The organism is Acinetobacter sp. T63, assembly GCF_053852345.1.
Genome location: NZ_CM132659.1, coordinates 2,654,625 through 2,674,710 on the forward strand (window position 1 = coordinate 2,654,625; position 20,086 = coordinate 2,674,710).

Genomic DNA, 20,086 nt, shown 5'->3' on the forward strand with positions numbered 1-20,086 from the left:
ATGAGAGTCTCAGATCCTTCAGTCAGAACAGATATATCTTTGATATTAATTGATGTTGATCAGCAGAAAATAAAGAAATGGTAAGAAAATAGTTACCTTTGGTCTCATTTTTGTCTTTGCCTGCGCGGCTCAGTTAAAATAAACATAGATTAAATAAAAATATGTGATTTCAATGCTTTATAAATTCTATCAACAGCATATTTTCCCACACCTGCTGAATCAGGTGATGCAGACGCCGAGCCTGATGGATTTACGCCGTGAATTGCTGCTGCCAATTGAGGGTGAGGTACTGGAGATTGGCTTTGGCACCGGGCTGAATTTACCCTTTTACCAAAATGTCGATGTAGTCTATGCGCTGGAGCCAAACCTGGAGATTTTCCAGCTGGCCGAAACACGGATTCGTGACAGTGCCATTCTGGTGGAGCATCTGGCTGGCAAAGCTGAGCAGCTGGATTTTGCCGATAATCGTCTGGAGCATGTAGTATCAACCTGGACCTTATGCAGCGTGCAACAGATTGAACAGTGTCTGGCCGAAATTTATCGGGTACTGAAACCGGGTGGTTGCCTGCATCTGGTCGAGCATGTGCTGCATCCTGAAAATTTATATATTCAACGCTTGCAGCATCTACTCACGCCGCTACAAAAACGGCTGGCGGATGGCTGTCATCTCAACCGCGATCTGGCGCTGCTGTTACAGCAGGCCGGTTTTGAATTTCAGGAAAAATACGAGATAGATGCGGCCGGTATTCCGAAAATTGGCCAGCGGATGCTGCTGGCCCGTGTGCGTAAACCGGCTTAAACGCGGTTAATCCAGTACTTGAAGCTGCTGCACCCGTACTATCCGGCAATTGTTCGCTGGTAGCGGGTAATGGTTGATCTGAAAATACTGCCCCGTGCTGACTGAACGCACCTTGACCCACTCGCCGCGCAGCACTATACGCTGCCCGGCTTTAACACGGCGCAGGCGCTGAGCAATCTGTTCGCTGGCAGCAATGGCGCTGATATTGAGCGTGTTGGCAATCACCTGTTGTGCTGCAAGCGGGCTAGTGGACGCCAACTGAAACTGATAGCAGCGCTGGGTCTGTTCAAAATCAACTGTTTTGGCCTGTTCTGATGAACTAAACACGTCTTTGGCCAGCAGCAGATCAATATTGCTGACATAGGCCAGATCATTAAAATGTCCCACCACCGGTGCAGCCGGATGAATCACCCGCCGGTCCGGACTGTAGTAGCGTTTTGCCACGACCTGATACTGCCCGGAAAAATATCCTTCAGTTTCCAGCGCGAAGTTCTTTAATACCCCCGACTGCTGTAGATGCGGGATAGCACGAAAATATTCCGACCACAGCCAGATCATCAGGGCCAGTCCCGCTAGGCTGAGCAGTATTTTATTCACAAGAAAGTTCGGTCATCAAAAAATTAATCCTCGAAATCAATTCGGATGGTTTCAAAGCGCAGTCGTCCCTGCTGAATGGCTTCGGCAATGGCCTGCTGGCCTTTGGTCAGGCGCGCGCCGCCACTTTTAATATCAATTAACACCACCTGAATATCCTCAGCCCGGCCATCGCCATCCCGAAAGTCGGTATAGCCATCAAACACAATATAATCGACCGGATCGCCCAGAAATTTGGCATCGCTGGGCAAGTATTCAAATTGCGGCATAATTGGTGCCATCTGCTCGGCCATTTTCCCTTTGAGCACCGCGCGGCTGGTATTGACGCTGCGCTTTTGGGCCTGCGCCAGTGCCTGCTGATGTTCCAGCTCCAGCTCGGCAATATACTGTTCATATTCGGCCTTAATACGGCCATTGCGGCTATGACTTAAAATGATGGTGGTCAGCACCACTCCTATTGCAGCGCCTATAAGCATTGCCATCCATATCGACATGGGGTTTTCCTGATTTTTTAAAATTTGCAAGCAGCGCTACGACTTTTGTCAACGGTCATCTCCAGCACATCAAACAATGATATGCTAGGGATGAGCAGAATAAAATCTTTAGTAGGGTCATGAAAACAATCTTAGTCGCCAATCAAAAAGGTGGATGTGGAAAAACCATTACCGCCATCAGTTTAGCTTCCGCCTTAGCCCAAAAAGGATATAAAGTCGCCCTGGCCGATGCCGATAACCAGAAATCTGCACGACAATGGTTAAAACAGCGTCCAGAAAGCGCCGCTCCCATTCAGAGTCTGGACTGGCGTCATGAAAAATCGGTCGGTGATGCGCCTAAAAATATCGAATACCTGATTATTGATGCGCCGGGGGCATTATCTGGTGATCAGGCCGAGCAGCTGATTAGTGAAGCACATGCGATTATTACCCCGCTGCAGCCCTCCTTCTTCGATATTGATTCGACCCGTCGCTTTTTAAAGCATTTGCAGGAAATTAAACGGATTCGTAAAGGCAAGGTTCAGATTTTACTGCTGGCCAACCGGGTCAAGGCCAACAGTGCCAGCTCCAAAGAAATTCGTGATTTCTTTGAAAAAATTGAACAGGAACCGGTGGCCTGGATTTCTGAACGTGCTGCCTATGGTCAACTGGCGATGCAGGGCTTAAGCGTATTTGATAAAACCCAGAAAAATTACCTGACCATTCAAAATCAGTGGCAACCTGTCCTGAATGCGATTATTGATGATCCGGCCCAATGGTTCTAAGCGCCTAAGCGATTAAACGGCTTTTGCCTTTCCACTCCCGCTTCAATATTTAACAGAACTTACGCAGCGTTCATTTGCGAGCGCTGGGTTTTCAGTTAATATGCTTCAAGACCTTAGGAATGAGCCAGTGAACTCAGTGCAACAATACGCGCCCACTTTACAAAAAGTCTTGCTATTTGGACTATTTTTTGTCCTGATTTTTTTGAGCTTTCATGTCCTCAAATACTTTATTGTTCCTGTAGTTTGGGCCACTATTATTGCCTATATGACTTGGCCGCTGTATCAGTCGGTACAGCGTATGTGCGGTCCACGGCCGACCTTAAGTGCCACAATTATGATGATTCTGGTGACACTGGTGGTCGGTATTCCGTTGACCTTTGCGATTTTTATCTTGCAGCACGAAGGTCGTAACCTGTATTACGAATTACAGAAACAGGTCTTTTCCGGACATTTGAATGTGCCGGATTTTATCCGCGATCTGCCCTTTGTCGGTAAAGAAATTAGCCGTTCCTTACGTGAAATTAATGAAGATCCGAACAGTATCATTAATTCCATTTCGGTCTGGATTCAAGGCCATCTGAATTATGGCCGTTTCCTGCTCAGTGAAATTAGCCGCAATTTAATTAAACTCGGCTTTGCCATGCTGTCGCTGTTCTTCTTCTATCGTGATGGCCAGACCATTTTAAATCAGGTCAGTAAAGCGCTGGAAATGGTGATCGGACCACGTGTACACCATTATTTAGATACCATTTCTGAAACCACCCGTGCGGTGGTTTACGGGGTTGGCTTGACTGCAATTGCCCAGGCACTTTTGGCCGGGGTCAGCTACTTTGTGGCCGGGGTGCCAAACCCGATGGTATTGACCATTGTCACTTTCCTGTTTGCCCTGATTCCGTTTGGCCCACCGCTGGCCTATGGCTCGGTGGCGCTATGGCTGTTCTCTCAAGGACAAACCATTGAAGCAATTGGCGTAATGGCCTGGGGCGTGTGTGTGGTCAGTACCGCAGATAACGTGATTCGTCCGCTGGTGATTTCCGGCGCCACCCAGATTCCATTCCTGCTGATCATGTTCGGGGTTCTGGGCGGTATTGCCAGCTTTGGCCTGATTGGCCTGTTTATTGGTCCGGTGATTCTGGCGGTCTTGCTGGCAATCTGGCGTGAATGGCTGCATGAAACCAATGAAGCCGAGGCCATGATGATGCCAAAAACCACCATGGCCTATGACCTGCCCGATGATCAGGGACCGGCTGCACCAAAAGGCTAAATTTCATTAAGAAACTTATACACGCCTGTACGCAAACAGCATTGTGTTGCCTCCTGAGCCTTGTTTGAATGAAGCCACATATTCGAATAAGACAGGATGCAAACCATGACCCCACTTTTTAAACTTGGTGCTTTATGTGCGTTTACCGCGCTGGTCGGAGTCGGCTGTACCACCACACCCGATACCGTGATTGGCGCCAGTAAAAACGTTGCCGTTAATGCGGTCTCTGCCCAAGGCGTTGGCGCCCAGCTCGGTGAAGTCCAACTGACCGATAGTGCTGCGGGTCTGGTCATCCGTACCAATCTGACCCAGTTACCACCGGGTCCACATGGTTTCCATATTCATGAAAACGGTTCCTGCGCCCCAGCAGAAAAAGACGGTAAAATGCAGGCTGCGCTAGCCGCAGGTGGTCACTTTAATCCGAATCAGGCACCCAACCACGGCAATCCATTAAGCGGCCATCTCGGTGATTTACCGGTCCTGAATGTGGCAGCCAATGGCACGGCACGTGTCACCCTACTGGCGCCGCGTCTGAAATTACAGGATGTACAAGGTCTGGCGCTCATGATTCATGCCGGTGGCGATAACTATGCCGATACGCCAAAACCGTTAGGCGGTGGTGGTGACCGGATTGCCTGTGGCGTGATCTAAACCTTGATGCGGATAAATCCCGACTTATCCACAGTTTTCTGATTTTTAAGGCACTTATCCATAGAGATGAGTGCCTTTTTCTATGCCTAGATTAAACAGCAATCTAAAGTTTTAAAGTTAAATTTCTGGCTTTTATTTCAACATCAACAGCTTAGCAAAAACCAAGCACGATAGTCTGATTTATATTAAAAAACAAAAACTTAAAACCGGGCTGTGCACTAAAAAGCATGGCCCTCTGCGCCAATATTCGCTACACTGCTGCTAGATCTATGGGGAAATTGCAGAGTATGAACATCCAAAGCTTGCGTGTGGTAGGTTTTTTAGAAGGTTTATCTTTTCTGGCCTTGCTGTTTATTGCCATGCCGCTGAAATATATATGGGGTAACCCGATTCTGGTGAAATACGTCGGCATGGGTCACGGCGTGCTGTTTATTGCCTTTCTGGTGGTGCTGTTTGTGGTCTGTGAAAAACAGAAATGGTCAATTCAGGTATTTTTAATGGGTGTGATTGCCTCTATTTTACCGTTTGGCCCGTTTATTTTTGATGCCAAACTGAAGAAAATGGCACAACCGCAGGTCGAAGTGTAACTTCTGACGGATCTGTGAATCAGGCATCCACCAGATTACTATCTGCTGGATGCCTTTGTTTTTTGGCCTTTTAACCACATTATCCTATTGATAAATGCCAGATGATCAGCCCACTTAAAACTGACCGCTTTCGGCACGTTCGTGCATAATCTGTTTTAAGCCTAGCCGTGGATAAGCAAACCACAAGGCAATTAGGGCAAAACAGGACAGGCTATAAGCCCACAGTTCAAAATGACTGTAGAGCATGCGCACCAGTTCAATCACCACAAAAAAGCTCAGCATCATTAGCACAGAAGCAGTTGCGGCCACGGTCCCTTTCGACACCTCGGACGACATCAAAGCAAAACGGGAAATAATTGAAAAACTGATGCCCTCACCAAAGCTGATGAAAGTCATACCCAGAATCAGACACCAGATTAAATAGTCTGGTATGAGCAGACCAAGAATTAACAGCAAGGTACCGACCAACATGAGTGGCAAGCCCATCAGCACAGTCTGTCCCAAAGCAAAACGGTCAATGATTTTCAGCAGCAATAAATTCCCGGCAATCAGCCCGCCCAAGACCGGAAATTGGGCCAGACCATATTGCAGACTGCTCAGATTGAGCTGCTCCACCAGCATCACCGGCGACAAGGCAATCCATAACATCAGCGGCATGCTTAAGAGCGGCAAGGCAAAGGTCATGGTCAGAAAACGGCGGTTTTTCAGTACCTGTTTAAAATCATCCCAGATATAGCCAATCGGCTGTTTCGGAATACTGAGCTGCTGCTCCGGCATTTTGGCTTTCAGTCCGAGCCAGCTCAAAGCCGCCAAAGCTGCAATCCCAATAAAGCCCCAATGCCAGGACACATGCTCGATCATAAACGCACCCAACACTGGCCCCAGTAGCGGCGCCAGCAGCGATACATTGGCCATGAGTGCCATGACTTTAATTGCATCGCGTTCGGCAAAACTTTCCTGAATGGCGGCATAGCCCACCGCAGTTATTACCGACAGGCCAAAGCCCTGCAAAAAGCGCAGCAATAAAAAGCTTTCGATGTTCTGGGTCAATAAAATCAGCAGGCAGGTCACCACAAAAAACAGTACCCCACCCAGCAGGACTTTTTTACGGCCTAAACGGTCCGATAAAGGGCCTAAAATGGCCGCGACACAGGCACCGCCGAGCAGATAAAACGACATCGAAGAGGCTGCCCAGGAACTGCTGACGCCAAAATCCTGGGTAATGGCGAGCATGGCCGGCTGTACCAGATCATTGCCAATATAGACGGAAAATTCGAACAGCACCAAAGCCAGCGGAAACATTAAGGTGGCGCGGGAGAGCGTTGTAGTTGGAGTGGTTTGCATAGCGCTCAAAAGCCTGCAAGATTAGCAGGCTGCAATCATAACAATGGGCGCAGTGTAGCAGAGTTTATTTTTAAAATCTGTGACTTTTCTGATGGGGAAATGCTGAACTTCCGGCAGCAACACTTAGCTAGAGCGGCTGAACAAAATCAGTATAAATCCCCGGTTTAAAAACAGAAAAGCGCAGGGTTTAGCTACGCTTTTCAATCAAAATCATTGAAAGACTCAAGCGGATTAAGGACATACAGCCTTCTGGAAAGTCTTGGTATTTTTGCCGCGCAGACATTGATAGCTCTTTTCAGTTTTCACTTTTTCCCAGTCGCCATTGACCAGTTTAAAACTGTAAATGGTACGAATCGAGCGTACCGAATCATCCATTAAACCGGTTTCAGTCACTTTAACCTGAGCCGCGGTCGGTGATTCGACATTATTAAAGAATTGACGCAGCTCGACTGTCGCCAGCTGTTTACGTAAATCCGGACGCTCTTTTAACACCTGTGCCAACGGTGTTTCGGCAGACGGTGTCACTTTAGACACAATATTCTGGGTGGTGGCACATCCTGTAACAGCAATCGCCAGTCCTGCCATTGCAGCGAAACGAAACATAACTCTATCCAAACTGATTCAACACTGTAAAAATGATGCCGGCTTTTTGCGCTTAACACTATGCACAGAATGTAATTTGAGCGAGAGTGCACATGATAAGTGCCATAAAAAAAGCGCATCCGGAGATGCGCTTTTTCGTTCTATTGGCCTGATTACAGGTCGAATAATTTACCCGGGTTCATAATCCCATTCGGGTCAAAGACCTGTTTCAAGGCTTTCATATATTCGATTTCTTCAGCAGAACGCGAGTATTCCAGATATGGCTTTTTGGTCATGCCAACACCGTGCTCTGCAGAAATTGAACCGTCATATTTTTTCACAGTATCAAACACATACTTGTTCACCACCTGACATTTGGCAAAGAATTCATCTTTGCTTAAATCGGCAGGTTTCAGGATGTTCAGGTGCAGGTTACCGTCACCAATATGACCGAACCAGCAGATTTCAAAGTCCGGATAGTTCTCGGCCACAATCGCATCAATTTCTTTAATGAATGCCGGCACGTGGGTAATCAGCACTGAAATATCGTTTTTGTATGGAATAAACGGCGCAATCGATTCCGAAATATCTTCACGTAAACGCCATAAGCTTTCGACCTGATCCAGGCTTTGGCTGAGTACGCCGTCCAGCACCCAGCCCTGTTCCATACAGTGCTCAAAAATTTCCATTGCCTTGTCCATAATCGGTTCAAATGGCGCTTCAAATTCAAGCAATACATAGAATGGACATTCAGTTTCAAACGGACGCTGTACATGACCATTGGCCAGTACTTTCTGCATTGCCAGTTCACCAAAGAACTCAAATGCGGTTAAATCAATTTTGGCCTGGAAAGCATGCAGCACAGGCATCACTGCATCAAAATCCGGTACACCCAGCACCATCACCTGCAGGTCTTGTGGTTGACGTTCCAGCTTGATTTCCGCTTCAGTGACGAGGCCTAAAGTCCCTTCACCACCAATGAATAAGTGTTGCAGTGCATAACCGGTGGCGTTTTTGATCATACCTTTGTTTAAACGCAGCACATCCCCTTTACCGGTCACCACGGTTAAGCCCAGCACCCAGTTACGGGTCATGCCATATTTAATGACTTTAATGCCGCCGGCATTGGTACCAATATTACCGCCAATTTGTGATGAACCGGCAGAGGCGAAATCGACCGGGTAATACATGCCCTGCTCTTCGGCATAGTTTTGCAGCTGTTCAGTCACCACACCGGCCTGTACGCGCACCATGCGGTCTGCCGGGAAGAATTCCAGAATCTGGTTCATCTTGTCCATACTGACCACGATTTCACCGTTGGCCGCTACCGCACCCGCAGAAAGACCGGTACGACCGCCCGATGGGGTCACTGCGACATTGAACTGATTGGCAAGTTTCACAATCGCTTGCACCTGCTCAGTGCTCGATGGAAAAACGATGACGGATGGGTTTGGATCAAAGTGCTTGGTATGATCTCGACCCCAATTCTGGAGGCTGTCCGCATCAGTTTTAATACGGTTTTCACCTACAATTGCAGTCAATTGGGTCAATAACTCTGGGGTTAAAGCGACTGGAGCATTCATCGTTTGCAGACCTGGCAAGAATTAAACAAGAAGAGATTTATCCGGACTGGCGCTGTACATTTTAAAGTCATGCCAAAGCACAGTAAAAGATAAAAAACGGGCAAGAAACCAACAGCCTGAGCCTGGTTTTTGCCGTCTGGGGCTATTATAAGCGATTTTTCTGTAAAACCTGAGAAAAACCATCATTTTGATAATATAGCTTTGAAAATACAGAGTTAATTCAACCAAAAATGAATCCTGCGTTTATATTTTCTACAGAAATAGCAGACCGATCAGCCATAAATGGAATGTATCTCCTGCCCGCTCCTATGATATGATACTGCCACTAAATTTGGCCTTTGTAGCGGAGCCGTAATGAGCCAACATCTTTCACTACCTAAAGATAAAATTCGTTTCCTGTTGTTAGAGGGCGTTCACCAAAATGCCATCGACACGTTAAATGCTGCCGGATATACCAACATCGACTACCGTAAAACTGCGCTTGAGGGTGAAGCGCTGAAAGAAGCGGTCAAAGATGCACACTTCATTGGTATTCGTTCACGTACGCAATTAACTGAAGAAATCTTTGAAGCTGCGAACAAGCTGATCGCGGTTGGCTGTTTCTGTATCGGAACCAACCAAGTCGATTTAAATGCAGCCATGGTACGTGGTATTCCAGTATTTAACGCACCATATTCAAATACCCGTTCTGTTGCGGAACTGGTCCTTGCTGAACTGATTCTGCTGCTTCGTGGCGTACCAGCCAAATCGGCATCATGTCACCGCGGTGGCTGGGAAAAATCTGCAGCGGGTTCTTTTGAAACACGCGGTAAGACTTTAGGTATTGTGGGTTACGGTTCAATTGGTTCGCAACTGTCTGTGCTTGCTGAAAGCCTGGGTATGCATGTGATCTATTATGATGCAGTGACCAAACTGCCAATGGGTAATGCGCGCCAGGTCGGTTCTTTGGCTGAATTGCTGGCCAATGCAGACGTGGTATCGCTACACGTGCCAGACGTTCCATCAACCCGTAACTTTATGGGCAAAGAACAGTTTGCACAAATGAAAGAAGGCGCGATCTTCCTGAATGCGGCACGTGGTACCTGTGTCATTATTGAAGATCTGGCAGATGCAATTAAATCAGGTCATCTGGCTGGCGCTGCGGTTGACGTATTCCCGAAAGAGCCGAAAGCCAATGGTGAAGAATTCGTTTCTCCACTGCGCGGTCTGGACAATGTGATCCTGACTCCACACGTGGGCGGTTCAACCATGGAAGCGCAAGCCAACATTGGTCTGGAAGTGGCTGAGAAATTTGTGGCTTATTCTGACAAGGGTATGACCCTGTCTGCAGTGAACTTCCCTGAAATTGCCTTACCATTGACTGAAGGTAAACACCGTTTACTGCACATTCATAAAAACATTCCAGGCGTATTGTCTAAAATCAACAACCTGTTTGCTGAGCAAGGCATCAACATTTCGGGTCAATCTTTAATGACCAAAGGTGATGTCGGTTATCTGGTGATGGATGTGGATGCAACTGCATCTCAAGAAGCACTGGATATGCTGCATGATGTTGAAGGCACTATCCGTGTACGTGTTCTGTTCTAATTTCAATTAGACAGTAACACCCAAAACCACAGCCCTTGCGCTGTGGTTTTTTATTTCCCGCTTCTAAAACAATACGCAATCCTTATTTTATGTTCTTTTGAAATCGTGAATGAGCCTTGTTTTATCTGCTGGCCACTTACGCAGCCACGACATGGAAGCGTCATCTGTTCATGCTATGCTAGCGGCTATTGATCTGTTGATGATCGCCCTACTCTCCCCACCAGCCCATTCCAGTTATGTCGATACTTCAAAATGCGCCGCATCTCCGCGCTGTGCTGTTGTTGCTGATTGCCATGCTCAGCCTGCAAAGCAGCGGCTCGATGGCCAAACTGCTATTTGATCAGTTTCCGATTCTGACCGTTTCTGCCATGCGGCTGCTGCTGAGCGCGCTGGTGCTGATGCTGATTTTTCAGCTCTGGAACATTCAGCCCAAAGCCATACGCTGGCCAGCGATTTTCAGTTACGGTGCCGCACTGGCCGGCATGAACATGCTGTTTTATCTGGCGATTGACCGCCTGCCACTGGGGATTGCGGTATCGTTTGAGTTTATCGGGCCATTAAGCGTGGCGCTGTTTTATGCCCGGCGCAAATTCGACTTTATTTGGGTCGGCCTCGCCATTGTTGGGCTGGTGCTGTTGTTTCCTTTTGATCAGACCGCGCAGCCGCTCGATGGTCTGGGCGTGTTGTTTGCCTTAGGCGCCGGTGCCTGCTGGGCCTTATATATTGTAGCCGGACAGAAACCATCGGGTGTGTCCGGGAATCATACGGTCTGTCTGGGTATGCTAGTCGGTACCCTGATTTTATTACCCATTGCTTTATGGGATGGCCTGCCTGTTAGCGTATTTGAACCGGGCAATTTCATCTATTTTATTGCCTTGGCAGTTCTGGCCAGCGCCTTGCCCTTTAGTCTGGAAATGATTGCACTTCGCAACCTGACCGCACTCAGTTTCGGTACACTGATGAGCATGGAACCGGCCATTGCCGCGCTCTCCGGTTTTGTCTTTTTGGGCGAACAGTTACTCTGGAATCAATGGCTGGCCTTAAGCACCATTATTGCCGCCTCTATTGGCTGTACCTATACCGTACAGCAGCGTAAACAGCAGTCCAGTTAAGTAGAGTGGATCTGGCCAGACTGAGCCTCCTGCTGTGTAGTGCTGGAATTTATTTTGACCGGCTACTCATCAAAATTTAAGCAAATTGCTATAATCAGCAGCATCTCCCCAATATGCTGACACCTTCCGGTGTTGGTGGTGCGCTTATGCAAAATGCTCAACTGCTGTCGGTACTGTTCATGGTGCTGTCCATGACTTCGTACCAGATTAGTGCCTCCTTTGCCAAACAACTGTTTGAGGTGCTCGATCCGCTTACCGTGACCATTTTACGGTTGTGCTTTGCCGCCATTATTATCTGCCTGATGTTCCGTTCCTGGAAGATTATTTCCCGGCTGTCCTTTTTAAAATGGCGGGATCTGCTCTGCTATAGCGCGGCCCTGTGTCTGATGAATGTGCTGTTCTATATGTCGCTGGGCAAATTGCCGCAAGGGATTGCGGTTGGTCTGGAATTTATTGGCCCACTGGGACTGGCCCTGCTCTCGATTAAACAGCGTAGTGATTATATCTGGGTGCTTTTAGCCATTTTGGGAATTGCGCTGATGGTGCCCTGGGGACAGGCCAACAGTGACAATTTCTCAGTCTTTGGTGCCCTCTGTGCGCTGGGCGCCGGCTTTTGCTGGGCCCTCTATATTTATTTCGGGCAGCGCGTGGTACAGCAGAATATTGGCATGCATGCCCTCACCATTGCCATTAGTCTGGCTGCGCTGACCCTGTTACCCATTGGTCTGTATCACAATGCCGCGGCCCTGGTCGATACCCAATACTGGGGCAAAGCCATCGCCATTGCCATTTTGGCCACCGCCATTCCGTATGCACTGGACCTGAAAGCCTTACAGCATTTAAGCAAGCTCAGTTATGGCACCCTGTCCAGTTTATCGCCGGCACTGGCCGCGCTAACCGGTCTGGTGTTACTCGGTGAACAGATCAGCCTGTTGCAATGGGTCGCTTTATTCTGCGTGATGCTGGCCTCCGTGGGCGTGACTCTAAGAGCCAGCCGTAAGAAAGCTGTCAGCCCTTAAGCAAAAAGGTAGATCAAAGAAGATGAATAAAAAAAGATGGCCAAGAGAGCCATCTTTTTTAAGTCCTGAATTTAGACCAGACTGTCTTTTTGAATGGCTTTATATTTGCTGTATTCATTTAAATACTGTTTGGCCAGCTCGGTTTTCTGGCGCTCTTCCAAAATTTTCCCGGCCTGCTGGAAAAAGCCATGTTCTTCTTCCTGCAAATGATGATGCACTTTTTCAGACAGCTGCTTGGCAATCGCCAGCCAGCCCGGATTGCTAAATTCGGTTTCGGTCAGTTTTTCCAGCAGCTCATCCATTTCATGATGTTCTGCCAGCGCATGCCGGGTAATGTTCAGCCCGGAATCGGTCATCATTAGTGGAATATAAAAATAACGGTCTTCGGCCACAGCATGGGCGAATAATTCATTTTTCAGTTGATCAAACAGCTCGCGGCGTTCTGGTGTATCCCCCGAGGTCTGGATTAAACGCTCGGCCAGATCACGCTGTATTTCATGGCTTTCACGCAGTGCTTCAAAAATATTCATGTTGTTATTACCCTTTCAAATGCCAAAATTTAAACACCCGACAACGGGTTGCATCATTATTGTTAAGCAGACAGGTCAGGCTAAGCATTCACTATACGCCAAGCCCGTGCGACGGTTCCTGCAGCAATTTGTATGGGAAATTTTAATAATGAGAATGATTTACAACCAGAACATCTGATAGGCCATGCGTACAATCAGCACACTAACCAGGATCAGAAATACAATCCGGATAAAGCCGCTGCCATATTTAAAGGCCAGACGTACCCCGACCAGAGAACCGGTAATATTAGCCAGTGCCATCATCGCCCCGACCATAAACAGCACATGCCCCGTGGGAATAAAGAAACTCAGCGCTGCCAGATTGGTCATAAAATTGGCAATTTTCGACAAGGCCGAGGCATGCAAAAAATCGACCTGTAAATAACGAATAAAATAGAAAATAAAAAAGCTGCCCGTGCCGGGGCCAAAAATACCATCATAAAAACCAATCAGCACACTGCCCAACGCCGCCAGGAGCAACATTTTGCGGTTTAAAGTCTGCTGCACATGCAGCTGGCCAAACTGCTTTTTCATGAAGGTGTAGATGGCAATCACGATCAGCATCAGCAGCACAAAGGGCCGCAAAATATCGGTCGGAATCATTGACACGCAGGCTGCGCCAACGAAAGAGCTGAGAAAGGCACATAGTCCAATCACGCCCAGCAATTTCCAGGACAGCTGCACTTTGCGTAAAAAAGAAAAGGCCGCCGAAGCAGTGCCACAAATGGAAGCCAGTTTGTTGGTGCCAAACACCGTGGCCGGCGCCAGTTGCGGCATTGCGCCCATAATCGCCGGAATCTGGATCAGGCCGCCACCACCAACCGCGGCATCAATTGCACCGGCACAGAAGGCAAAAATCACGAGGCTGATGACGATTTCAATATCCATATCGGGGCAATCCTGTGGCCTCAGTGCAGATGAAAATTAGAGATTCAAGACCCGTTTTGGTACCAGACGTTTTTTATCGGTAATTTCCGCCAGCCCTAAACATTTCTCGCCCTCAAATACCAATACCTGAGTTGCCGCCGCATGGTCAATATTACTTTCCATGCCGCGACAAAAATATTCGGCCCGGCCTTCTGGCACCTGTACCTGTGGAAAATGCTCAATCGGGGCATAAACCGGCAGCAACAGCGCTTCACGCTCGGCTTCGCTCAAGCTTTCCAGATAATCCAGGGTGTAGCTTGGGATCAGATCAAAATGCCCGGTCTGAATACGGTGCAAATAGGTCAGATGCCCATAGCTGCCGAGCGCCTTGGCAATATCTTCACCGAGTACACGAATATAGGTGCCTTTGGAACAAGTCACATCCAGGGTGATACTATTGTCAGTAAACCCTAGCAGCTCCAGCGCATAAATACTGATGGGACGCGCATCCCGTTCAATTTCAATGCCTTTACGGGCCAGCTCGTATAAGGGACGGCCTTCTTTTTTCAGCGCTGAATACATCGGTGGCACCTGCTGAATATCGCCAGTAAATTGCGTCAGGACGGTTAAAATATTTTCTTCAGTCAATGCCGGTACCGCAGCCTCTAACAGCACTTCACCTTCAACATCACCGGTGGTGGTGCTGTGTCCCAATTGAATGGTGGTCTGGTAACGCTTGGTTGAATCCAGAAGAAAATGCGAAAACTTGGTCGCCTCGCCCAGACAGATTGGTAATAAACCAGAGGCCAACGGATCTAAAGCACCGGTATGTCCGGCTTTTTGCGCACGATACAGCCAGCGCACCTTTTGCAGTGCAGCATTGGAGCTGATACCCAGGGGTTTATTCAATAAAAATACGCCATGCACAGGACGACGCTGAATTTTAGGAGAAGATGCTTTCATGGCAAAAATCGGACAATTCTAAACTGCGCCATGGTAGCAATCTGAGCACAAGCTTTACAACTTTTCTATAAAACAATGTCATTTTTATGGCATATTGAGGGCGAACTGAAAACCTAAAATAAATACAATGGAAAAACAGGTGCATAGGAATGCAAAAACATAAATTATGGCTCTGGTTGGGCCTGATTACCGTGGCAGTGATGGGCATTATTTACTGGTTAATTCCCCATTCACCACCATCCCCCGGTCATGCACAGGCCGCCACAGCGCGTACATCTGCAACCTCGTCTCTACCCGTGAGCAGTCCAAACAGCTCTGCAACCCTGTCCTTTTTAAGTCCCAGTCAGCAGGACACTGAAATTAACTGCCAGTTACAGCTCGACTCGGGCAACCGGTTGATGGTCAATGAACAGACCCGCAACTGTTTTGAATATTTTATTACCCAATATGGCGAGAAAACCCTGGAGCAGATTCGTCAGGATTTTCAGCGTTATATCGCCCAGACTCATCAGGAACCGGCCTTGGGACAAATTCTGGATTTATGGCAGCGCTATCTGGATTATCGGGAGCGTTTGGGGGAATTGCAGCCGCCGCAACTGGATCCGGACAGTCCGCAATATTACCGCAGCATTTTTACTAGCATGAAAAACCTGCGTCAGCAGTTTTTCTCGGCCTATGAAATTGAGGGTCTGTTTGGGGTGGAAGATGTTTATCATGACTATACCCTGGAGCGCCTGAGTGTGATGGACAATAAACAGCTATCCGAAGCAGAAAAAGCCCAGAAGTTAAAAGCCCTGTTTGAGCAGCTGCCGGAAGACTGGCAGGCCAATCTGGAACAGCTCAACAAGCTGGAAGATTTAAGAGCACTGACCGCAGAAATTAAAGCCCGTGGTGGTTCAAGTGAAGAAATTCGCCAAATGCGTCTGAATCTGGTAGGTCCTGAAGCCACACAACGTTTAGAAAACCTAGATAGCGAACGTGCCAACTGGAAGTCTAGCGTTAATAACTACTTAACGGAACGAGATGGTATTATGAAAAGCGGCATGAGTGATGCAGCCAAACAGCAAGCCGTACAAAAGCTACGCCAACAACACTTTAAATCACCAGAAGAACGCTTACGTGCTGAAACGTTTGAGCAAGTACATGATCAAGGAGGCAAACTGCCCTTTGCAGATTAATTCATAACTTTAAAAAAGGGACATAAATTGTCCCTTTTTTGTATGCAAATTTTTCTCAATTCAAGTGCAGTTTTTCAAATTCATTAAAAATCAAAGCGTTAAATATTTATATACATTTGTATATAAAACAATATTTTAGCATTCATCGAAATGCTCGTTACTGTCCCAAAATGACATGGTTTTTAAGCCCTAGCATGAAAAAATAACTGCTCCAAAAACAAGCACTTTTTATTTGTAATAAGTGGCTTAAATAACATGCCCTTGCGGATGAGCATCGGCTAGAAAACAAGAATATAAAACATAGGAATTGTTTATGAAAACTTTCATAAGAACAACACAGGCACTTGCTTTGTCGACTCTAGCGATTGGGCTCAGCATGCATACTCAAGCGGCAGGTAGTGCAAGCCAAGTGACAGCAAAAGTCACTTCAAATTATGCGAAAACCAAATACCCAATTTTAATGGTTCATGGCTGGCTCGGTTGGGAACGTATTGGTACCAATACCATTGGTTTAGATTATTGGTATCAAATTCTGCCAGATATGGCACGTAATGGTTCAACTGTATTTGCAGCACAGCTATCACCTGCCAATACAACCGCACATCGTGGTGAAGCCCTCATTGCCCAAGTTGAAGATGTCATGGCAATCACAGGTCAGCCAAAAGTGAATCTGATTGGTCACTCGCATGGCGGCCCTACAGTCCTTTATGCAGCACAAGTAAAACCAAATGCAATTGCTTCAATCACTGGGGTTGCAGGAACTTATCATGGCTCTAAAGTTGCAGATGACATCCAAAATAATACGCTGACCCGTACAGCATTTAATATTCTAGGTGATTATATTATTGGACCATTAATTGCCTTAGGTCAGCTCAAACCTGAACTGGAAATTGACTTTGATGCATCGATGAAGTCCCTCACACAAACAGGTTCAAAAACCTTTAATGCAACGGTTGCACAAAATGCCGTGAAAGATGGCGTTTTAGCAGCGACTGAAAACTGTAATAAAAACCTAAAACCACGTGACAGTAAAGGCATCTATTACTATTCATGGACAGGTGTGGCGCAAGCGACCAACGCCTTAGACATTGATACGATTTTAATGCAACTTGGGCCATTGTCGTATGGCAGCAAAGACAATGACGGCATGGTGGCACGTTGCAGCGCCTTCATTGGTAAAGTCATTAAAGATGACTACAAACTTAATCACACCGATCTTGCCAACATGATGTTTGGCTTAAAAGGTCTATTCGCACCAGATCCTGTCGCGATGTATCGCCAACATGCCAACCGCTTAAAACTACAAGGTTTATAAGCAAAATGCCTTTATATTACGCGATATAAAGGCATTGTTTTTTTATTGCGCTCACCTCAGGATGAACAATGAAAATATTTCCATTCTTGGCATTGGCTTTAGGGGTGGGTGCAATCTCATCCACAAAAGCCAGCACTGCCTTACAAGCCTATCAAGCATCTTTTGTACTCTCTAGCTATGCGAAAACGAAGTATCCCATTGTCTTTGCACATGGCTTTAGTAGTTTGCTCGGGCATAGCATGAATGTTCTTACTCAGAATCAATATCCTGTTGAGATCACCGCGGCTTTAGATGCAATGCATCCAGAAAAAATACAACGCTTTAATGCGCTGTATGGTTCGAGTGCTATTCCGAAAGATTGCAACAGCCAAGGGACTAAAATCACATCGAATGGGATTCATCATTACTCATGGATGGGCAATCGCCAAGTCACCAATGCAGTCGATGTCATTGAATCCACCGTCGTTACCTTGGGTGGTAGTTTCTTGAAAGGCAGCCCCAATGATGGTGCATTGCCTCTTTGCAGCGGATGCTATGGACAAATTATCCGTCAAGATTATCAACATAATCATTTTGATGAAGTGAATCAGTTCTTCGGCATTATTGGCACTTTTGCACAAGATCCTGTGGCCTTGTATCGCCAACATGCCAACCGTCTTAAATTACAAGGTTTATAAACAAGCATTACATATATTCAACCATAAACCTACGTGGATTGTTTAGATTGAAATCAGGCTGGGACTGCCTAAAACAACAAGAGGAAACAACAATGAAATATGGATTAATCACTGCTGCTTGTATCGCAGCCATGACCATGACGACGGCTCAAGCCAACAGTACGCAAGCCAAACAATATACTGCCAAAGCATCGACACAGTATGCCAAAACCAAATATCCAATAGTATTTGGTCATGGTATGGCAGGTTTTATTCAAATTGGTAGCGATCCTTTCGGTTTAGATTATTGGTATCAAATTCTGCCAGATTTAGCGCGTAATGGTGCCAATGTTTGGGCAACACGTGTTTCGCCATTTAACTCTTCAGAAGTTCGTGGTGAGCAGTTGAAACAACAAGTGGAAGAAATTTTGGCGATTACCGGCGCACAGAAAGTCAACTTAATCGGCCATTCACATGGCGGACCAACGATTCGCTATGTGGCAGGTGTCATCCCAAATAAAGTTGCATCTTTAACTTCTGTCGGTGGACCACATAAAGGCTCACCCGTTGCCGATTTAATTTTAAAAGCTGAAGGCACTGTTGTTGAGGGTACATTGGTAGGTGGCGTGAACCTTGTATCCAAAGCCATCACATGGGCACAAGGCTTAGATCCAAATAGTTTCCCTCACAATTCACTTGAAGGTGGACGCAGTTTAACTGCTGCGGGTTCCGCAGCCTTTAACCAAAAATTCCCAATTGGTATGCCAACAACGAGTTGTGGTGAAGGTAGCTATCAAGAAAAAGGCATTTATAACTATTCGTTCACAGGCGTAGGTCAAGTGACGAATCTACTAGATCCTGACTCTGCGCTCAAAGTGACTGCACTACTGATTGATGGTGGCAAAAACAATGATGGCTTAGTGTCGCGTTGCAGTGCCAAATTCGGTAAAACCATTCGTGATAACTACAACTGGAACCACCTAGACGAAGTCAATATGGTCTTTGGCTTAAAAGCCATGTTTGCTCCAGACCCTGTGGATGTTTATCGTCAACATGCGAATCGTTTAAAACTACAAGGGCTATAAAGCTCAACTCATTAAAGCCCTGCATTGCAGGGCTTTTCTTTGCATTCATGATTGGGATATTGCATGAAAATTAAAACAATATACTTCACCATAGCTGCCCTACTCTTTAGCTCATTCGGTACTGCTTCAAATTTACAAAAAGCACAAAGTAAAAACGTGATCTCTAACTATGCCAAAATGCAATACCCCCTCGTATTTGCACATGGCATGATGGGCTTTAATCGCATTGCTATGGATGTTTTGGGCATGGATTATTGGCATCAAATTTTGCCTGATTTAGCACGTAATGGTTCAACCGCTTTTGCTGCCCGCATGTCACCTTTTAATTCATCAGAAGTCCGTGGCGAACAATATGTCGAACAGCTCAAAGAAGTATGGCAATTACGGGCGCCAAAAAACTCAATTTAATTGGACATAGCCACGGTGCCCATGCAGTGCGCTATGCAGCAGGAGTCATGCCACAACATGTCACTTCTGTTATGACAGTCGCTGGCGCCAATCAAGGCTCAATCGTGGCATCGGATGTGATGAAATTTGCCAGTCAAACTGGTACCTCTGATTTACTAAATACCCTGATTAGTAGTTTTGGCGCTGTGATTATGTGGGCACAGGGTTTGGATGCACATGCTTTTCCGCATAACGCTTTAGCTGCAGGTCATAGCACTTCTATTGAAGGCACCGCTGAATTTAATCAACGTTTTACGCTTGGGCTATCTTTAAAGCATTGTGGTGAAGGCAAATATAACGATCAAGGCATTGCGCTATATTCAATAATGGGCACAAACAAATGACCAATGCATTAGATTTCAGTGATGCCGCGATGAAGGCACTGGATTTGATCTCTGCTTCTAAAGCAAGTGCAAATGATGGCATTGTCTCCGTATGTAGTGCGAAATTTGGTAGAACGATTCGAGATGATTTTCCATGGAATCACTTAGATGAGGTGAATTTATTGTTTGGTATCACGGGTATCTTTGCGCCAAACCCTGTCGATGTCTACCGTCAACATGCCAACCGTCTCAAGTTGCAAGGTTTATAAAATTTAGACATAAAAAAATGCGCCCAAAGGCGCA

General features: G+C 46.6%; 20 protein-coding genes and 1 pseudogene. 13 read left to right on the top strand and 8 right to left on the bottom strand.

The genetic code is table 11. The annotated features are described in order from the left end of the window. The first annotated feature begins 172 nt into the window (after positions 1–172). Entirely contained in the window at positions 173–799 is a 627-nt protein-coding gene (locus ACVLR6_RS12780) for a class I SAM-dependent methyltransferase (protein WP_168384184.1), read from the top strand. 6 nt (positions 800–805) lie between these two features. Here the strand turns inward: ACVLR6_RS12780 and ACVLR6_RS12785 are convergent, their stop codons facing one another. Together ACVLR6_RS12785 and ACVLR6_RS12790 are read right to left on the bottom strand one after the other, a co-directional pair. Further along, positions 806–1,396, bottom strand: coding sequence for a hypothetical protein (locus ACVLR6_RS12785; RefSeq protein WP_455995370.1), 591 nt, complete (start codon positions 1,394–1,396; stop codon positions 806–808). A gap of 23 nt (positions 1,397–1,419) precedes the next feature. Continuing rightward, positions 1,420–1,887, bottom strand: a complete 468-nt coding sequence (locus ACVLR6_RS12790; protein WP_005180383.1) for a Holliday junction resolvase-like protein — start codon at positions 1,885–1,887, stop codon at positions 1,420–1,422. A gap of 119 nt (positions 1,888–2,006) precedes the next feature. Between ACVLR6_RS12790 and ACVLR6_RS12795 the strand changes: the two genes are divergently transcribed. From ACVLR6_RS12795 to ACVLR6_RS12810, 4 genes are all read left to right on the top strand, one after another. Further along, positions 2,007–2,651 (top strand): ParA family protein, encoded by a 645-nt coding sequence (locus ACVLR6_RS12795; protein ID WP_005180385.1) that lies wholly within the window; start codon positions 2,007–2,009, stop codon positions 2,649–2,651. A 136-nt stretch (positions 2,652–2,787) separates the two neighbouring features. Beyond that, entirely contained in the window at positions 2,788–3,915 is a 1,128-nt protein-coding gene (locus tag ACVLR6_RS12800) for an AI-2E family transporter (RefSeq protein WP_162182848.1), read from the top strand. A gap of 105 nt (positions 3,916–4,020) precedes the next feature. After that, positions 4,021–4,566, top strand: coding sequence for a superoxide dismutase [Cu-Zn] SodC (sodC, locus tag ACVLR6_RS12805; RefSeq protein ID WP_455995372.1), 546 nt, complete (start codon positions 4,021–4,023; stop codon positions 4,564–4,566). A 287-nt stretch (positions 4,567–4,853) separates the two neighbouring features. Further along, positions 4,854–5,153, top strand: a complete 300-nt coding sequence (locus ACVLR6_RS12810; protein WP_045795347.1) for a DUF3817 domain-containing protein — start codon at positions 4,854–4,856, stop codon at positions 5,151–5,153. Positions 5,154–5,267: 114 nt separating this feature from the next. Here ACVLR6_RS12810 and craA read toward each other — a convergent pair whose 3' ends face one another. The 3 genes from craA to ACVLR6_RS12825 all read right to left on the bottom strand — a co-directional run bounded on the left by craA (position 5,268) and on the right by ACVLR6_RS12825 (position 8,662). Further along, on the bottom strand, positions 5,268–6,497 hold the full coding sequence (gene craA / locus ACVLR6_RS12815; RefSeq protein ID WP_455995374.1) for a chloramphenicol efflux MFS transporter CraA: 1,230 nt from the start codon (positions 6,495–6,497) through the stop codon (positions 5,268–5,270). A 231-nt stretch (positions 6,498–6,728) separates the two neighbouring features. After that, positions 6,729–7,100: a hypothetical protein gene (locus tag ACVLR6_RS12820; RefSeq protein ID WP_016658494.1), complete on the bottom strand. Its 372-nt coding sequence runs from the start codon at positions 7,098–7,100 to the stop codon at positions 6,729–6,731. Positions 7,101–7,252: 152 nt separating this feature from the next. Continuing rightward, positions 7,253–8,662 (bottom strand): FAD-binding oxidoreductase, encoded by a 1,410-nt coding sequence (locus tag ACVLR6_RS12825; RefSeq protein ID WP_045795292.1) that lies wholly within the window; start codon positions 8,660–8,662, stop codon positions 7,253–7,255. Between the two features lie 354 nt (positions 8,663–9,016). Here ACVLR6_RS12825 and serA point away from each other — a divergent pair, with 354 nt between their 5' ends. The 3 genes from serA to ACVLR6_RS12840 all read left to right on the top strand — a co-directional run bounded on the left by serA (position 9,017) and on the right by ACVLR6_RS12840 (position 12,380). After that, positions 9,017–10,249: a phosphoglycerate dehydrogenase gene (serA, locus tag ACVLR6_RS12830; RefSeq protein WP_005180397.1), complete on the top strand. Its 1,233-nt coding sequence runs from the start codon at positions 9,017–9,019 to the stop codon at positions 10,247–10,249. A gap of 236 nt (positions 10,250–10,485) precedes the next feature. Further along, on the top strand, positions 10,486–11,361 hold the full coding sequence (locus ACVLR6_RS12835; protein ID WP_005180400.1) for an EamA family transporter: 876 nt from the start codon (positions 10,486–10,488) through the stop codon (positions 11,359–11,361). A gap of 146 nt (positions 11,362–11,507) precedes the next feature. After that, complete coding sequence (locus tag ACVLR6_RS12840) at positions 11,508–12,380, top strand: EamA family transporter (protein WP_034598244.1); 873 nt, start codon at positions 11,508–11,510, stop codon at positions 12,378–12,380. Positions 12,381–12,451: 71 nt separating this feature from the next. On the opposite strand, the gene ACVLR6_RS12845 is transcribed toward ACVLR6_RS12840, so the two are convergent. From ACVLR6_RS12845 to truB, 3 genes are all read right to left on the bottom strand, one after another. Continuing rightward, positions 12,452–12,910 carry a hemerythrin domain-containing protein gene (locus ACVLR6_RS12845; protein ID WP_104513246.1) on the bottom strand — a complete coding sequence of 153 codons (459 nt, stop codon included), beginning with the start codon at positions 12,908–12,910 and terminating at the stop codon, positions 12,452–12,454. A gap of 159 nt (positions 12,911–13,069) precedes the next feature. Then, on the bottom strand, positions 13,070–13,837 hold the full coding sequence (locus ACVLR6_RS12850; protein WP_104473447.1) for a sulfite exporter TauE/SafE family protein: 768 nt from the start codon (positions 13,835–13,837) through the stop codon (positions 13,070–13,072). A 36-nt stretch (positions 13,838–13,873) separates the two neighbouring features. Then, positions 13,874–14,779 carry a tRNA pseudouridine(55) synthase TruB gene (truB, locus tag ACVLR6_RS12855; RefSeq protein ID WP_104473448.1) on the bottom strand — a complete coding sequence of 302 codons (906 nt, stop codon included), beginning with the start codon at positions 14,777–14,779 and terminating at the stop codon, positions 13,874–13,876. Between the two features lie 149 nt (positions 14,780–14,928). Between truB and ACVLR6_RS12860 the strand changes: the two genes are divergently transcribed. From ACVLR6_RS12860 to ACVLR6_RS12880, 5 genes and pseudogenes are all read left to right on the top strand, one after another. Then, the gene (locus ACVLR6_RS12860; protein WP_411686691.1) at positions 14,929–15,957 is read left to right on the top strand and encodes a lipase secretion chaperone; all 1,029 of its coding nucleotides are present in this window, start codon (positions 14,929–14,931) and stop codon (positions 15,955–15,957) included. Positions 15,958–16,270: 313 nt separating this feature from the next. Next, positions 16,271–17,272, top strand: a complete 1,002-nt coding sequence (locus ACVLR6_RS12865) for an esterase/lipase family protein (RefSeq protein WP_160240921.1) — start codon at positions 16,271–16,273, stop codon at positions 17,270–17,272. 68 nt (positions 17,273–17,340) lie between these two features. Next, positions 17,341–17,949 (top strand): hypothetical protein, encoded by a 609-nt coding sequence (locus ACVLR6_RS12870; RefSeq protein ID WP_455995376.1) that lies wholly within the window; start codon positions 17,341–17,343, stop codon positions 17,947–17,949. 92 nt (positions 17,950–18,041) lie between these two features. Next, the gene (locus ACVLR6_RS12875; protein WP_104505668.1) at positions 18,042–19,013 is read left to right on the top strand and encodes an esterase/lipase family protein; all 972 of its coding nucleotides are present in this window, start codon (positions 18,042–18,044) and stop codon (positions 19,011–19,013) included. Between the two features lie 63 nt (positions 19,014–19,076). Continuing rightward, positions 19,077–20,052: pseudogene (locus tag ACVLR6_RS12880) on the top strand (esterase/lipase family protein). Positions 20,053–20,086: the final 34 nt, after the last annotated feature.

Coding starts and splice junctions, on each gene's coding strand:
- ACVLR6_RS12780 (WP_168384184.1), top strand. CDS start 173: ATGCTTTATAAATTCTATCAACAGCATATTTTCCCACACCTGCTGAAT.
- ACVLR6_RS12790 (WP_005180383.1), bottom strand. CDS start 1,887: ATGTCGATATGGATGGCAATGCTTATAGGCGCTGCAATAGGAGTGGTG.
- ACVLR6_RS12795 (WP_005180385.1), top strand. CDS start 2,007: ATGAAAACAATCTTAGTCGCCAATCAAAAAGGTGGATGTGGAAAAACC.
- sodC (WP_455995372.1), top strand. CDS start 4,021: ATGACCCCACTTTTTAAACTTGGTGCTTTATGTGCGTTTACCGCGCTG.
- ACVLR6_RS12810 (WP_045795347.1), top strand. CDS start 4,854: ATGAACATCCAAAGCTTGCGTGTGGTAGGTTTTTTAGAAGGTTTATCT.
- craA (WP_455995374.1), bottom strand. CDS start 6,497: ATGCAAACCACTCCAACTACAACGCTCTCCCGCGCCACCTTAATGTTT.
- ACVLR6_RS12820 (WP_016658494.1), bottom strand. CDS start 7,100: ATGTTTCGTTTCGCTGCAATGGCAGGACTGGCGATTGCTGTTACAGGA.
- ACVLR6_RS12825 (WP_045795292.1), bottom strand. CDS start 8,662: ATGAATGCTCCAGTCGCTTTAACCCCAGAGTTATTGACCCAATTGACT.
- serA (WP_005180397.1), top strand. CDS start 9,017: ATGAGCCAACATCTTTCACTACCTAAAGATAAAATTCGTTTCCTGTTG.
- ACVLR6_RS12835 (WP_005180400.1), top strand. CDS start 10,486: ATGTCGATACTTCAAAATGCGCCGCATCTCCGCGCTGTGCTGTTGTTG.
- ACVLR6_RS12840 (WP_034598244.1), top strand. CDS start 11,508: ATGCAAAATGCTCAACTGCTGTCGGTACTGTTCATGGTGCTGTCCATG.
- ACVLR6_RS12845 (WP_104513246.1), bottom strand. CDS start 12,910: ATGAATATTTTTGAAGCACTGCGTGAAAGCCATGAAATACAGCGTGAT.
- ACVLR6_RS12850 (WP_104473447.1), bottom strand. CDS start 13,837: ATGGATATTGAAATCGTCATCAGCCTCGTGATTTTTGCCTTCTGTGCC.
- truB (WP_104473448.1), bottom strand. CDS start 14,779: ATGAAAGCATCTTCTCCTAAAATTCAGCGTCGTCCTGTGCATGGCGTA.
- ACVLR6_RS12860 (WP_411686691.1), top strand. CDS start 14,929: ATGCAAAAACATAAATTATGGCTCTGGTTGGGCCTGATTACCGTGGCA.
- ACVLR6_RS12865 (WP_160240921.1), top strand. CDS start 16,271: ATGAAAACTTTCATAAGAACAACACAGGCACTTGCTTTGTCGACTCTA.
- ACVLR6_RS12870 (WP_455995376.1), top strand. CDS start 17,341: ATGAAAATATTTCCATTCTTGGCATTGGCTTTAGGGGTGGGTGCAATC.
- ACVLR6_RS12875 (WP_104505668.1), top strand. CDS start 18,042: ATGAAATATGGATTAATCACTGCTGCTTGTATCGCAGCCATGACCATG.